The following is a 13,049-nucleotide window of genomic DNA, read 5'->3' as shown; positions in this document are numbered from 1 at the left end:
ATTTCGGAGCTTATACTGCCGCATCCGGTTCTTTCGAATCAGTCAAGATAGTACTGCCTTCTAGCAGGCGCATTACCGTGGTTTTGTGAAACTCCTTGCCCCGGCGCGTGCGGTAGCCGTGGGTATTGAGTTCGGCCACGATGGCGGCCAGCGTGAGCCCGTCGCGCCGAAGTAAGGAAGCTAATCGGCGGACCTGTTTATTAGGAACTGCTTCCTGTGCATGTCGCTGCACTACTGCCCGGTCTAGCGCACGAGAGGTGATAGTGAAGTTCTCTGGCTTACTGAGCGTGAAGCCACGTGCTTTCTTGGCGGAGAGCCCACGCTTTGTTGAATCATAAATATCCTTTGCCCCCTTCTAGGCAACCGCCGCTAGGATATTGGCCTTGGTTAAAAGGTTGGTACAAACGTTAAACGGATAGCGGTTTAGCTTTCTTATGAGCAGCAAAACAAAGTGGCCCTATGCGTTACCGTATTTGCCTGGCATCGTCGGAATGGGATGCGCCCGCCTATTCTGAGCCCCCTGTAGGCCGCTTGAAGGCCTGCCAAAAGGCCTCGTGGTACGCCTTCCCCTTGAACATGAGCTTGGATTCGTAGTCGTCGTTTTCATACGTGATGATTTCCACGGGGGTGGTGCTGAAGGCATAAAACTGCAGGCTGACGCCCGAGCGCAGGTCGTGGGGCTGCTTGGTCACGGAATGCATGCCCTGCTCGGCCCACTCCATAAAGGTGTGGGCCAGCGCGTATTTGCCCCCCGTCTGCTGCGTGTAATAGGCCACCTGACGAATCTGGTGCTTCCGCACTTGCAAGGCGCCGGCGGCCGACGTGTTTGCCCGCTCTTTCGCAAAGCGCCGGGTGTTGGCATTGAAGATGGCCGTGTCCCGCTCCCACACCAGGTCGCACCTGACTACGGCGTAGTCGGCCGCATTCACGTAGATTTTGCCGGTGTAGGACCGTACCCACGTCGAGCCGGTCACCGCCCGGCTGTGGCGCTTGGCCACGAACGACACCACGTACACATCGGCTCCCTGGTGGCGTTCGACCGGGCCGAGGGCCCAATCGAACCGCTTCAATTTTTTGGGGGTAAATACGGGGTTCAACTCTAGCACGTCCAGGTTGGTAATGATGCCCACGGACTCATCCAGGAACATAGGGTGCGCCATACCGGTGGTATCCTGCTTGTTCCACTTGACTTCCTGCAAGGAGGCATTCGGGTAGTGCCGCTCGCGGTAGCCGCCCTTGTTGTAAAGGGTGCTCACATGCTCCACGTCCTGCACCAGCGTGTCGCGGTTGGTGGCCACCGACCGGCCGTACACGCGCATGTTGTAGTCTTGCTGCACGTAGTTGTCGGGCAGCCGTTTCAACACTTTCTTCATGATGGTGCGGGCATCCAGGCGTTCGGCCGTGACGCTGACTTCGGCCAGCGCATAGGGTTCGGGCACGAGCCGCACCTGCACGGAACCGGCCGGTACGCGCACCTGCTGGGTCTTGTAGCCCACAAACGACACTTGCAACACCCCCTCCGCCGCTGCGGGAACGGCGAGCGAAAAGGCCCCCTGCGCGTTGGAGACGGTGCCCATCGTGGTGCCCACCACCTGAATGCTGGCAAACAACACGCCTTCCCCCGTCTTCGCGTCGCGGACAGTGCCGCCGATGGTCCGCTGGGCACCGGGGCGGCTGCTCCCTGGTGACTGGCCGGCAACCGGGGCTGGAACGCGGCGGGCTGGTGCGCGGGGAGATGGGGCATGCCGCGTCGAATCGAGCCGGCTGGTAGGGGCCGGCCCGCCGGCCGCGTGCGTGGGGGTCATGGCCCGCAGAAACAGCAGGCCATCGAACACGGCGCTCCAGTTACCGGTGAGAGGCTTTTCGCGGTGGCTCATCGCGCCGGACGTCGTGGCCGCCTCGCCAACGCTTTCGCGCAGGTTCAGAAACCCGTAGGTGAGGGGCAGGGCCGCCAGCCGGGCTTCCAGGCTGCCGGCGACGGGCGCGGCAACGGCCGTGGAGTCGTAGCCCGGCTGCTCCAGCGGGTGATAGTAGCCGCCGGCCGTGGTGGTGGCCAGCAGGTAGGCCTTGCCGGGGTAGTGCTGCTTGAAGTGTCCGCCCATGGGCGTGAACCGCTTCAGCGCGTCATCCGCGAGGACACCCGGGCGGTTGGCAAAGTGCGTGGCCGCGCCCCAGCAAATGATTTTCTCGGTAGGGTGCTGGCGGGCGTAGAACAGCAGGTGTTCGGCCATCTGCACATCGCGGGAATTGCTGTCTTCGACCGTCCAGGTTTCGGCCGTTTTGGCACCTGGGTCGCGCTGCCGGTAGTGCCGGCCCTGCTCGAGCAGCCCGGCCAGGCATTGCACCCAGAACTCGGCTTCAGCCCGGCGCCTGGGCTCTTTGCGGGCAATGGCCTGGAGCTTTTGGGTGACGAGGTGACTGGCCAAAGCATACTCGGGATAGGAGACGCTCGGCGACCAGAAGAAGCTTTCGCTCATAAAGGAAATGCCAGCTTCCAAGATATCATACACGCCTTCGTTTCGGTCGGCCGAGCCCACAAACCGTTGCAGCTCATCCACCAGGTCATCGGTATAGTCACCGCCGCTCAGTTGTGGGTCGAACCCGGTTACGCGCATCTTGCCGGTCGCTAGAAAATCCAGGGTGGGCTGAAACTCGCGGGTATCGGTCCACACCCCGAAAATGCCTTGCATCAGCGCGTGCCGGCCGTCTTTGCCCGCGTCGATGGCCCGCTGTGCCTGGTGCATTTCATAAAATCCGCTCTCAAATGCCACGGTGGTAAAACCCATGCGTTGCTGCAGAAACCGAATCAGCCGGCCCTTGGCCGCGGTCACATTGCCTTCACCATGCGTGGGTTCACCTAAAAAAACCACCTGTGCGTCACCAATTTCCCTGGTCAGGAATTCCAGGTCCTTGAAATCCGTATCGGCGGGGTCAATGGTGCGTATCGGATGGTAGTTAAGGGTGGGAGCGGCCGTGGACTTCGTCTGGGCGGGGGCTAAAACAGCGATTAATAAAAGAATGATAGTCAGGCAGAATCGGGAGATAGTCATGAAAACAAAGACAGGAGCAGGAGTATAGGAAGGGTTATGGGGCAGTGGGAGTGCTAGAATTGCGGGACGTGGTCAGCAAAGAACGCAAAAATGCCATGGCGCTTGCCTTGATCCATGCCTTATATTTCCCTGCTCGGCATTCGCCTCGCCCCACTCCAGTGGTTAGGCAAATGCGTTACCCAACGGGCTACGCGATCTGCAGAGACCACAGGAAATGGCCTAGCGTAATTCCTCCTCCCGCTGAAGAAGTAAGATTCGGTGGCCTAGGGCCGGGGCGAGCCGGCGCTCTTCTGCCCTACTGCTCGCCCCGGCATGTTCTAGTGGCGCTTTTCTACGAGGCGCCCAGCCCCCATCTTTGCACCTATGCCCTACAAAGAAGACCGCCCGCAGATTGGCCTTAAGCTCACGCCATCGGAATACGCCGCCCTGCAAGAAGAGGCCGCCCGCGCCGGCGTGCCCGTCAACACGTATGCCCGGCACCTGATCACGCAGCGCCCGCTGCAACCCCTGGGCGCGGAGGCAGGGGCCGTGCGGGCCCACTACCAGCAGCGCGAGAGCGTGCACCAGGAATTGCTGGGGGAGTATGCCGATGCCGCCTATCAGGCCCGGGCCCTGGGGGAGCAAGTCAAATTCCTTCGGCAGCAACTTTCCTTTATCCAGTGGGAGTTGAGCCAGGGTCGGCTGGAGCACGTGGCCGACGCCGTGCAGCACGCCTTGGCCGAACCCGTCCTCTCCGTGGTGCTGCCGGGAGCAGAAAAGCCCGCCTTGGAGGCGGATGCACTGGCGCAAGCCCCGGTTTTACATTCTACCAACCCAAAAAAGCGGTAAAAGCGCCCTGGAATAGGCATGATATAGGCCTTTATGTAGCCCAGAAAGCAATCTTTTCGCCGCATTTGAGCGGGGATACTCCCGGTTTTGCTCCGGTTACAACCCGGGGATACTCCTTTTTGCAACCGGTGAGCCAACCGGTTGGCTTACCGGTTGACATGTGCTCGGTGGCGGCACCACCGAGAAAGGGCATTTGCCGCCCCTGGACCGGATGGCCACCGGTGCGCTACGGCTGGTTTTGGCGCGTCTACGCCCTGAAAAAGCAGAAATGCTTTCGGTTTGGGTTAAAAATAGGATTTTATACAGAAATAACACTTGCTTAACCGTACACGCCACGCTTAAAAAGGGCTGTTTGGGGTCAGTTGACCGAATGCGCTCCGGTTACCGCGGGGGATTATTCAGTTTAGTACTTTACCAAGAAAACGTGACGCCCATCCGCCGAAGCGGTGTCCCCGCGGGGCTCGTCTCGTTTTCTCTACTGCTCGGGGGCTTGTTTTACGGGATGTCGGACCAGTAAGCGCTGCACGGACATGGGGAAGAAGTGCTTGCCGCGCCGAGTGCGGTAGCCCGCTTCATTGAGCTCCAGCGCAATCTGCTGCAGCGTGTGCCCTTTCTCGTGCAGGAGCTTGCCCAGGCGCGCAGCCTGGCGGTTCTGTTGATTCTCGCGCGCGTTCTGCTGTTGCACCTCGCGCCCCTGGCGGATCACGTCGGCGGTCAGGTTCGCGGGCGTGCCTAACTGCGCCCCCGCGCCTTCTTCGCGGTGAGCGCATCCCTGGTGCGCTTACTAATGGTTTCACGCTCGTGCTGGGCGATGACCGCAAACAAGCCCACGGTGAGCGTGTTGGCGTCGGGCATGTCGCAGCAGACGAAGTCCACTCCACTATCCCGCAGAGCGAAGATGAAGCCGGCATTGCGGGAGAGCCGGTCCAACTTGGCGATGAGCAGGGTCGCCCCCTGCTGGCGGGCGGCTTCGATGGCGGCCTGCAGTTGGGGCCGCTGGTTGCGCTTGCCGCTTTCCACTTCCACGAACTCGCCGACAATCCGACTCGGGTCCAGAACGAACGCCTTGACCGCTGCCTGCTGGGCTTCGAGCCCCAGCCCGGACTGGCCTTGCTTGAGGGTGGAAACGCGGTAGTAGGAGACGAAGGGTTTAGCAGCAGGAGTCATCAGGAACGGGGGCTAAAGCGGGAAGCGACCGCAAGATAGGGCGTATAACATACTATGAACGCTCGTTTATAGAATGTTATATACCACAAACCAGCTGGTATATACCGTCTGCTTCGGCTCTTTTGGGTACAGCCAGCCAGTAATACAACCTAATGCATGGAACGGGTACGCTCCGGCATGTCACCTTGCTAACCTTCCTTTACAAGATGTAAAATGACCTGAGCTGTCAGCCATGCGCGCTCAGCTTATATCATCCAGCACCTACCTCGTACGACCTGCCGGCAGCATGAGAGAATCTTGGGTGTCCGCCGCCTGCTTCCCGTAGTTCCCGGAGGGTTTTCGTGGCTAGCACGTGCTCTGCCCTCCTCTTTTCCCTCTGGAATAACTCCCGGTACGTTAGTAGCCCCTGGTAAATTGCCGGTCCAGCAAGGGGGCGGGGTGCTCTTGGCGGTAGAGTTCGAGCGCCCCGTGTAGCACGCGATACAGCTGGGGATGAGATGCGGGGCCCGGGGAGTTTACGTACAGGTCCTGAGTGGTGCGCTGGCCCTTTCGGACCACGAGGTGGACTGTGGTACCATCCAGCACAATGCGGTCCTGGTTCGCTTCCCAGCGGCCGAGCGCTGCGGCGGAACTACCGGAGAGGGAATCGAGTAGCTGGACGAAGGCGGAGTAGCGACTCGTGGCGACCCGCAGGCTGTCCCAGCGGTAGACTTTGTACTGGTCTGCCAATTCCAGCAGGCGCTCGAAGGTACGGGTTCGCTCCGCCGCCGGCAGCTGGTTCGCTTCCACAGCGGCCAGGTCCCTGCGGAAGTGGGGGTCCTGGTGCAGGGCCGCGTACCGGATGCTATCCATCCGGCCACAGCGCACAAGCAAAATGTCCGCCTGGCGCGTGAGCTCCACCCGAAAGTCGGCCCCGCTCACGCTGGAGTGGCCGTTCAGATGCACTGAGTAGCGGGGCGGTACGCGAGGGATGACTCCACCCAACAAGAAGAGCAGCAGGGGGCCCAAGCATAGGAGTTGATGGAAGGGGTTCACAAGCAGGAGCTAGGGTGTGCAACAAGAAGCGTCTGCGTTCACAGGCAAGGTACGCGCTACAGGTTAACGAGCGCGTGTAGCATGCTCATAAAGCGGGGAATGAGGATAAGGCAAACCTCCAGCAGTACTCCATTAAACCTCCAATAAACGGTACTAAAAAACGCCCCCGAAAACATGCGTTTCGGGGGCGTTTGAGCATCCGCTAAAGCCCTTCAGTAAACGACCGTTTATTGGAGGCCAAGTAGTAGCTTTAGCAACAACTCAACAGCGTTAAAAATGAGACAACAGCAAATTAAAGCACGCGTTTGGATACGACCGAAACATATAAAGGAGACTTCAAATCATAGAATATACAAATCGGGGTTGTATGCAGTCGATGTCGAGTCATATGTAGCACTATCCGATCTATTAGGGTTTGATGTGACTCGTGATCTCATTGAAAGCCGTGACTTTCGGGATAAATATCGGATTGCATTAGCTTCAAATCATGTAGATAAGTATGGTGAAACCGTCTATGACCGTGATATAGTAAATGTTGGAGATACAGATTTTTGGGAGAATAACCACGCAATGCGGCTATGGGGAAGTGATGATGTTTTTAGGCTACAACGTGCAGCAGAATCTGTCACATGGAGCGAAGGAACTGCAGAAAAGTGCAGAAGAGTTGCAAGCTATTATGAGGATCCAGATCTATACAGCCGCTTATTTACTACTCATCTAATATGAAATTAAGCTTGCGTAAGAGGGACGTATTAAAGTCATTTTAAACGCAATCATACCTAAGCACAATGAGAATAGCCATCTATGCCCGAGTGTCAACGAAAGACAAGGGCCAGGATCCTGAAAACCAACTGCACCAGCTACGCGAGTATGCCAAAAAGCATGGCACCATATATAAAGTGTTTATAGACAAAGAATCAGGTGGCAAGGCTGATCGCACCGAGTTTAAACAACTATTGACTGAAGCATACCAAAAAAAGTTTGATCTGGTGGTGTTCTGGCGTCTGGATAGATTCAGCAGAGAAGGAGCGCTCACCACCTTGAAATACTTAAAGGAGCTGCGTGACCACGGTGTCAACTACAAATCTTTCACTGAGCATTACTTGGATTCTATCGGTCCATTTGGGGATGTAATTGTGTCGATGCTGGCCACCATTGCAGCTCAAGATTTGATAAAGATTCGTGAAAATACCAAAGCAGCACTGGCGAAAAAGAAGGCTGCTGGTATTAAGCTGGGGCCACCAAGTAAGGACCATAGTGTCATCCAAAAGGTGCAAGCACTTAAAGCTACTGGTGTCTCAAATCAGGTTATTGCACGTGCTATGGGTATTTCACCCAGTACAGTAGCAAAGTATGTACTGTATTAATAAATAATAAAATCTCAGTAAAAAAATGGTTCAATATCTAGAAGAGCTACTACATAGTAAAACAAAGGATAGTCCTAGTTCAATTCTGTTCGCGCAATGGAGCTATGATAAAAAAGTTGTGCCATCCGCTCTACAGGCAGTTTCAAATTTATTCCCTCACTATAGTTTGCATGATGAATCTCACTCTGTAACTATTATAAATAATATAGTTAGAATTTTAGGAAAAGATAATTTGAGCAAACTATCAGCTATAGACATATGGTTCATTCTTGAGGCTGCATATTGGCATGACTTGGGTATGGTTGTTTCCGGCGAACAACTAGTTAAGGCAATTAATTCTCCGGAGTTTATACAATTTGTAGTTGAATTAATAAATGATAAAAAACACGGGCTCCATGACTTTGCTATAAAGTTTGAAATAGTAGATGGTAAATTGAAGTCCAAAGACAGTGCTTATAATTTAGAGTTAAATGATAGCATAAAGTTTATTTTAGCAGAATTTTTTAGGTGGAGGCATGCTGATAGGTCTCAAGATATTATTAATAATCCATTGCAAGAAATTCATATTGTTTCTCCAAGAGGAGTTATACCTAAAAGAATTATTAAGATTCTGGGCAGAATTTGTTCATGCCACACAAAAGATTTTATAGAAGTTATGAAATTGCCTTTTTGTGAAGTTGGAATAGATATTGAAGATGCACATCCTAGATTTATTGCTTGTTTATTAAGAATAGGTGACCTTCTTGATCTAGATAATAATCGGTTTTCCGAAGTTATGCTTCGGACACTTACTAGGATTCCAGTAGATACATTGAATCACAAGGCAAAACATCTTTCAATAGAAGCTTTTAGAGTAGATCGTGAAAAAATTGAAATAACAGCAAATTGCGAAGATTACGATACTGCCAATATAACTCAACATTGGTTTAATTATCTTAATTCTGAGATAAGTTCTCAAATGATTAATTGGAACAAAATAGTTCCATCTAAAGATTTGGGTTATTTGCCCACTATTGGATCATTAAAAGTTGAACTCAAAAACTACGATCTTATTGATGGTAAACATAAGCCACAGTTTTCTGTCGATACTGATAAGGCACTTGCCTTATTGCAGGGTGCAGGTATATATGATGGTGCTTATCAATCATTAAGAGAAATTTTACAAAATGCTGTTGATTCTACGCTAATAAGAGTTTGGCTTGAGCATAATGATGATTTAGATTTGGCTTCGCCTCTTAGCAGCGACTTTAGTAAAATTGCCAATAATTACACAATACAAGTTGGCATAAATAAAGGTGAGATAGAGGAGGGAATGATAAGTTGGAACATTAAAATACAAGATAAGGGTACAGGTATTTCTAAAAATGACTTGAAATTTTTGATGAATACTGGGAGTTCCTCAAAAAACTATGATCGGAAAGGCATAATCGACAAAATGCCAGTGTGGATGAAGCCATCAGGGACATTCGGAATTGGCTTTCAAAGTATATTCATGGTTACTGATGAAGTTACTATTGAAACCAAGAGCTTCTTTGATGAGCAGTTTCAGGTTATTGAACTTAATAGTCCCAATTCTAAAAAAGATGGTGGTATTTTAATTAAAAAAGACAAAAGCAATCACGCGACTAAGCCTGGTGTTATTATGAAATTTACGCATAAAACTAAAGCAATACCCGATAGATATGCTGTTAGCTTCGATCATTTAAATGCCACTAATGTTGTTCATAATTTTGATCCATTTAGGCATGACTCAATGGATGTTGAAGTGGCTAAAATGATTGATGAAATAATAAATTTTTCTAGGAAAAGTTATTTCCCTGTGAAATTAAATTTTGATAATAATAATATTGATATCAAGTCGGATTGGGAAAACTTTGAATATTATGATGATACTACTCATTTAGGAATGAATATATTTATTGCTGATCCTAACAGAGTAGCTAGTTTAATAAGTTATTATAAAAGTCAGAAAGTTGAGAATAATTTAAGAAATGAATTTGATTTTTTAAGGTTTGAAGTTAACATTCATAAAGATGTTGCATCTGAAGTATTGACTTTAAATAGAAATAAGATTCGAGATGAATATAATAAAGTTCTTTTAAATGATATATTGAATACTTCATTTAAAATACTTACATCTAATTTTTCTTCAATAGCTTCGGATGAAGGTAAAGCAATTATTGCAAGTATGTTCCTGAATTATTATGCAAATGATTCATTGTATAAGCAATACGAAATACATAAGTATCAAAACTGGAAAAATTACAAGTTGATATTAGAGGAAGGTGAATTTGCATTAGGTGACATGATGTCTATGGTGAATACTGTTAAATTGATATACTTTACGAGTGAAGAATCGAAAAAAGGCTATATGTCTTATGTGGATAATTGTCTGAGTATATACGGTTCAGTTAATCATGCATCAGATTACTGTACTAAATTTATAATTAATAAGGTGTCCCGTGAATTCATGGGGTCTCAAAGAATTTTTAATGATGAAAATGGCAGAAGTCAAATTATTTTCTTTAGAGATACAGATGAAATGGGTTTCGTTGATTTAGCTGGATTGATGTTAATATTGAAATCAGAGAATTTTCATGGTTCGCGAGCAGCAATACCCTGCCCAAATGAGTTTTATAATTTGCGAATAAAACAAGATGCTCATATTCATTATTTAGGTCGTCATGTGCCAGATCATAATTTTACAGTTAGGTATCACAAAATGATATCCCCGTTTATATTAACACAAAAAAGAAAATCAGCATCTGTATATGAAGTGTCATTAAATGAAAAACTATATGATTGGGTATACGAAAATAGATTTGATGTGAATATTGCAAAAGATGATATTAAAAAGGCATATGAAGAGCTTTGCGCTAAAATCGATATAGATGATTTAAATAGAATATTAACCACACGTCAGAAGTCGTACGAAATTGAATAAGCTTGCTTTCAGGTCTAAAAGCCACTATTTGGTGGGTAGTATTGTCCTTGTCTAGGTCTTATCACGAAGAGAGCTTTGAGTTCTCGAACTCCTTGTCCACTCTGTCTCGAGGACTATGAAAATCTATCTTGTGGGGCGTGTCGATGTCGTTGCTGCTTTCAGTGCAGGCACAAGTTGCCTGTGCTAATCCCGCTGCAAACTAAGTTGGTGCTGGTATCAGCTTAAGATGAAATGCACCCTGGCTTCGACCTGCAAGAGCTACCGATGATGCCGGCTCCTTACGTCAGCCAAAGTGGAAGCTTGGCTACTTTCCGTCTGGAGTCAAGGCCACGTGGTCGTCGCACTTGATGTGATCAGCTTACCAGAATACCGCTATCGAATAATCGGATTGATACACAGTCGCCGGTCAGCGTATATGCGTCAGAAGTTGTCCAGGAATGGCTAATATCAATAGTTGCTAAATTTTATAGCAAAATGCTGACTGCAAAGTCAGCATTTGCCGTTTTAGGTAGATACATTTGGTATAGTACTCTATTATTCTTACGCCTATGCCTGCTGAAATCAATGCTGGCCACCTGCCCGACCTATCTCCTGCAGCTGTTGCAGCGCTCGATAAATTCTTAGGTTTTATCGACGATATGGGGGCTACCCGTGACACTACCCGTCGTCTGCTATTCGAGCTGTTGCGGATGAAAACCACTCTTTCCACCGATGAACTGGAGACGCTGTGGGCCATTGAGGAATTGCTGTCCGACCTGGACAAAGCACGACGTACGCAGTAAGGCAGGCAATAAAAATGGCCCTGGCGCTTAGCCAGGACCTGAGAGTAGGAGGGAAGAGAGGGTGAGTATTAGGCTACCACGGCCATCTGCACTTGGTTTTGCTCATCCAGCATCCGGATGGCATCCCGTTTCATTTCATCGTCCACATGGACGTAGCGCATCGTCGTTTCAATCTTTTCGTGGTCCATCAGCTTCTGGAGCACTTCCACCTTGCCGCCACGGCGAATAAACTCCGTAGCGAAGGTTTCCCGGCCAATGTGGTGGTGCAGCTTGGTTTCGATTCCTAATTCCTGAGCAACAGCCTTCAGCACCCGGTTGGCATACTGATCTGCATAGGTGTAGAAGCCTACCAGGCCATCTTCCCGGCGCGAGTCCTCCAGGTAGCTCAGCGCTTCCTTGGTGAGGGGCAGCATCATTACCTGTAGCTTCTTGTCATAGGTTTTCTGAATCTGGAAGGTCAGCTCCTGGCCCTCCAACTGGGCCTTGTGCAGATTCTTCAGATCGCCTAGTCTCAAGGAGCTGCAGCAGCTGAAAAGAAACCGGCGCAGGATTCGGCGGCGTGCCGAGCCCACACCCAGTTGGTGGTAGAGGACCTTGAGCTTGGTCAGCTCGGCCGTTTTAAGCGGCTTCCAAATGCCCTGCTCAGTCTTATTGTCGAAATCCTCATAGGCCGGCTCAAATTTGATACGCTCCTTCTTGGCCAGCGCCAAGTAGGTCTTGACATCTCGGTGCCGGGTCCAGCGCGTGTTGACGGACTTTACCGTCTTCAGCAAATACGAGTGAAAGTCGTCCACGAATTTGGAATCAATAGTGTCGAAGGGGATGGCGCTGCGGAATTTCTTCAGGCAGTGGAGGGTGCTCAAGTGATTTTTGCGCGTGTTTTCGCTGATGCCTAGCCGGCTGCCTTTGCCTTGCCGGTAGCGCTCCTGGATCTTGGCCTGCATCCAGGCGATGAAATCATTGCGGCTGCCTTCCGTGGTGTAGCTGTATAGAAAGGCTTCCATCGTCAGGTTGCGCCTAGTGAGTCGATGCTCCACGAAGATTTCGTTGGCTTTGGCCCGGGCCTGGCCGATGATCATGTTGAAGGCTTCGGCTTTCTCCTCGAGCAACTGCGGGGTGCACCCGGCCAGCACGGTGGCCAGGTGCAGCACTTGGGAGTAATTGGCCGGCCGATCCGATTTCGGGAGGTAGCTCAGGCAGAGCCCTTCCTGCTCATCAAATAATTCGCGGGGCCAGGCAATACCCAGCGATTCAAACTTCACAGCCCGACGAATTATGACCTGAAGTCGGATGGGGCAGGTGCCGTCCTTCCGGGCCGGCTGCCGCAATACAATCTTGGCCGTGAAATTCATTGTTAAACAAATGGGGTGAATTGGAACGCCAAAAGCCTGAAAACGGCCCCTCTGTTAAACACAGAAAGGCCGTTTTCAGGCTGTATGCGGGGTTTTATACCCCAATCGTACCCAGAGCCGGGGTCGAACCACTACTAGGTTGTAACCCAAACGATCTTCTAATATAATTATCGAGTATCAGGGTACCGTGCTCCTGACATGTATAATTTTCTAAACGCACGTTCGTGTGACCACTCCTAATTCAGACAGGCAACAAGCTAATTGATTTTGAGCTTACCTAGCTCAATTTGCCTAGATAGTATTTTACCTTACAATATTTTCCCTTTTGCCAGACAGTTGTACTATCTGGTTCTTTTTTGTGTTTTCCAGGAATAACCTCAGATAACGCCCAAATAATATACCTACTGACACCATTGATAAAACCGCTAAATTATTTATTAAACTGAAAATTAGTTAATTATTGTTGGTTCCGCCTAGAGTCATATAAATGGATTGTATAGGGCTATGATTATTAGACTTGGGTT

11 protein-coding genes are annotated in these 13,049 nt (G+C 50.1%); 5 read left to right on the top strand and 6 right to left on the bottom strand.

Annotated elements, in window-relative coordinates:
• Window positions 1-10 precede the first annotated feature (10 nt).
• Window positions 11-232 (bottom strand): recombinase family protein, encoded by a 222-nt coding sequence (locus ACYVHC_RS20800; RefSeq protein WP_460615662.1) that lies wholly within the window; start codon window positions 230-232, stop codon window positions 11-13.
• Window positions 233-506: 274 nt separating this feature from the next.
• Complete coding sequence (locus ACYVHC_RS20795; RefSeq protein ID WP_460615661.1) at window positions 507-3,050, bottom strand: erythromycin esterase family protein; 2,544 nt, start codon at window positions 3,048-3,050, stop codon at window positions 507-509.
• A gap of 363 nt (window positions 3,051-3,413) precedes the next feature.
• Here ACYVHC_RS20795 and ACYVHC_RS20790 point away from each other — a divergent pair, with 363 nt between their 5' ends.
• The gene (locus ACYVHC_RS20790; RefSeq protein WP_460615660.1) at window positions 3,414-3,878 is read left to right on the top strand and encodes a plasmid mobilization protein; all 465 of its coding nucleotides are present in this window, start codon (window positions 3,414-3,416) and stop codon (window positions 3,876-3,878) included.
• Window positions 3,879-4,353: 475 nt separating this feature from the next.
• Here ACYVHC_RS20790 and ACYVHC_RS20785 read toward each other — a convergent pair whose 3' ends face one another.
• The 3 genes from ACYVHC_RS20785 to ACYVHC_RS20775 all read right to left on the bottom strand — a co-directional run bounded on the left by ACYVHC_RS20785 (window position 4,354) and on the right by ACYVHC_RS20775 (window position 6,080).
• Window positions 4,354-4,584: a recombinase family protein gene (locus ACYVHC_RS20785; protein WP_460615659.1), complete on the bottom strand. Its 231-nt coding sequence runs from the start codon at window positions 4,582-4,584 to the stop codon at window positions 4,354-4,356.
• Window positions 4,585-4,610: 26 nt separating this feature from the next.
• The gene (locus ACYVHC_RS20780) at window positions 4,611-5,045 is read right to left on the bottom strand and encodes a recombinase family protein (protein WP_460615658.1); all 435 of its coding nucleotides are present in this window, start codon (window positions 5,043-5,045) and stop codon (window positions 4,611-4,613) included.
• A gap of 396 nt (window positions 5,046-5,441) precedes the next feature.
• Window positions 5,442-6,080 (bottom strand): hypothetical protein, encoded by a 639-nt coding sequence (locus ACYVHC_RS20775; protein ID WP_460615657.1) that lies wholly within the window; start codon window positions 6,078-6,080, stop codon window positions 5,442-5,444.
• A gap of 276 nt (window positions 6,081-6,356) precedes the next feature.
• Between ACYVHC_RS20775 and ACYVHC_RS20770 the strand changes: the two genes are divergently transcribed.
• The 4 genes from ACYVHC_RS20770 (at window position 6,357) to ACYVHC_RS20755 (ending at window position 11,173) form a co-directional block, all read left to right on the top strand.
• Window positions 6,357-6,806: a hypothetical protein gene (locus tag ACYVHC_RS20770; RefSeq protein WP_460615656.1), complete on the top strand. Its 450-nt coding sequence runs from the start codon at window positions 6,357-6,359 to the stop codon at window positions 6,804-6,806.
• A 62-nt stretch (window positions 6,807-6,868) separates the two neighbouring features.
• Window positions 6,869-7,447 (top strand): recombinase family protein, encoded by a 579-nt coding sequence (locus ACYVHC_RS20765; RefSeq protein ID WP_460615655.1) that lies wholly within the window; start codon window positions 6,869-6,871, stop codon window positions 7,445-7,447.
• 25 nt (window positions 7,448-7,472) lie between these two features.
• Window positions 7,473-10,391, top strand: coding sequence for an HD domain-containing protein (locus tag ACYVHC_RS20760; RefSeq protein ID WP_460615654.1), 2,919 nt, complete (start codon window positions 7,473-7,475; stop codon window positions 10,389-10,391).
• A 548-nt stretch (window positions 10,392-10,939) separates the two neighbouring features.
• Complete coding sequence (locus tag ACYVHC_RS20755; protein ID WP_460615653.1) at window positions 10,940-11,173, top strand: hypothetical protein; 234 nt, start codon at window positions 10,940-10,942, stop codon at window positions 11,171-11,173.
• 68 nt (window positions 11,174-11,241) lie between these two features.
• Here the strand turns inward: ACYVHC_RS20755 and ACYVHC_RS20750 are convergent, their stop codons facing one another.
• Window positions 11,242-12,525 (bottom strand): tyrosine-type recombinase/integrase, encoded by a 1,284-nt coding sequence (locus ACYVHC_RS20750; protein ID WP_460615652.1) that lies wholly within the window; start codon window positions 12,523-12,525, stop codon window positions 11,242-11,244.
• Between the last annotated feature and the right edge of the window lie 524 nt (window positions 12,526-13,049).

This window comes from Hymenobacter seoulensis (assembly GCF_054780535.1).
This window is presented reverse-complemented; position numbering and strand designations above follow the sequence as displayed.

Bases quoted from the DNA above. Each gene is read 5' to 3' on its own strand.
- ACYVHC_RS20795 (WP_460615661.1), bottom strand. From the start codon at position 3,050: ATGACTATCTCCCGATTCTGCCTGACTATCATTCTTTTATTAATCGCT.
- ACYVHC_RS20790 (WP_460615660.1), top strand. From the start codon at position 3,414: ATGCCCTACAAAGAAGACCGCCCGCAGATTGGCCTTAAGCTCACGCCA.
- ACYVHC_RS20780 (WP_460615658.1), bottom strand. From the start codon at position 5,045: ATGACTCCTGCTGCTAAACCCTTCGTCTCCTACTACCGCGTTTCCACC.
- ACYVHC_RS20770 (WP_460615656.1), top strand. From the start codon at position 6,357: ATGAGACAACAGCAAATTAAAGCACGCGTTTGGATACGACCGAAACAT.
- ACYVHC_RS20765 (WP_460615655.1), top strand. From the start codon at position 6,869: ATGAGAATAGCCATCTATGCCCGAGTGTCAACGAAAGACAAGGGCCAG.
- ACYVHC_RS20760 (WP_460615654.1), top strand. From the start codon at position 7,473: ATGGTTCAATATCTAGAAGAGCTACTACATAGTAAAACAAAGGATAGT.
- ACYVHC_RS20755 (WP_460615653.1), top strand. From the start codon at position 10,940: ATGCCTGCTGAAATCAATGCTGGCCACCTGCCCGACCTATCTCCTGCA.
- ACYVHC_RS20750 (WP_460615652.1), bottom strand. From the start codon at position 12,525: ATGAATTTCACGGCCAAGATTGTATTGCGGCAGCCGGCCCGGAAGGAC.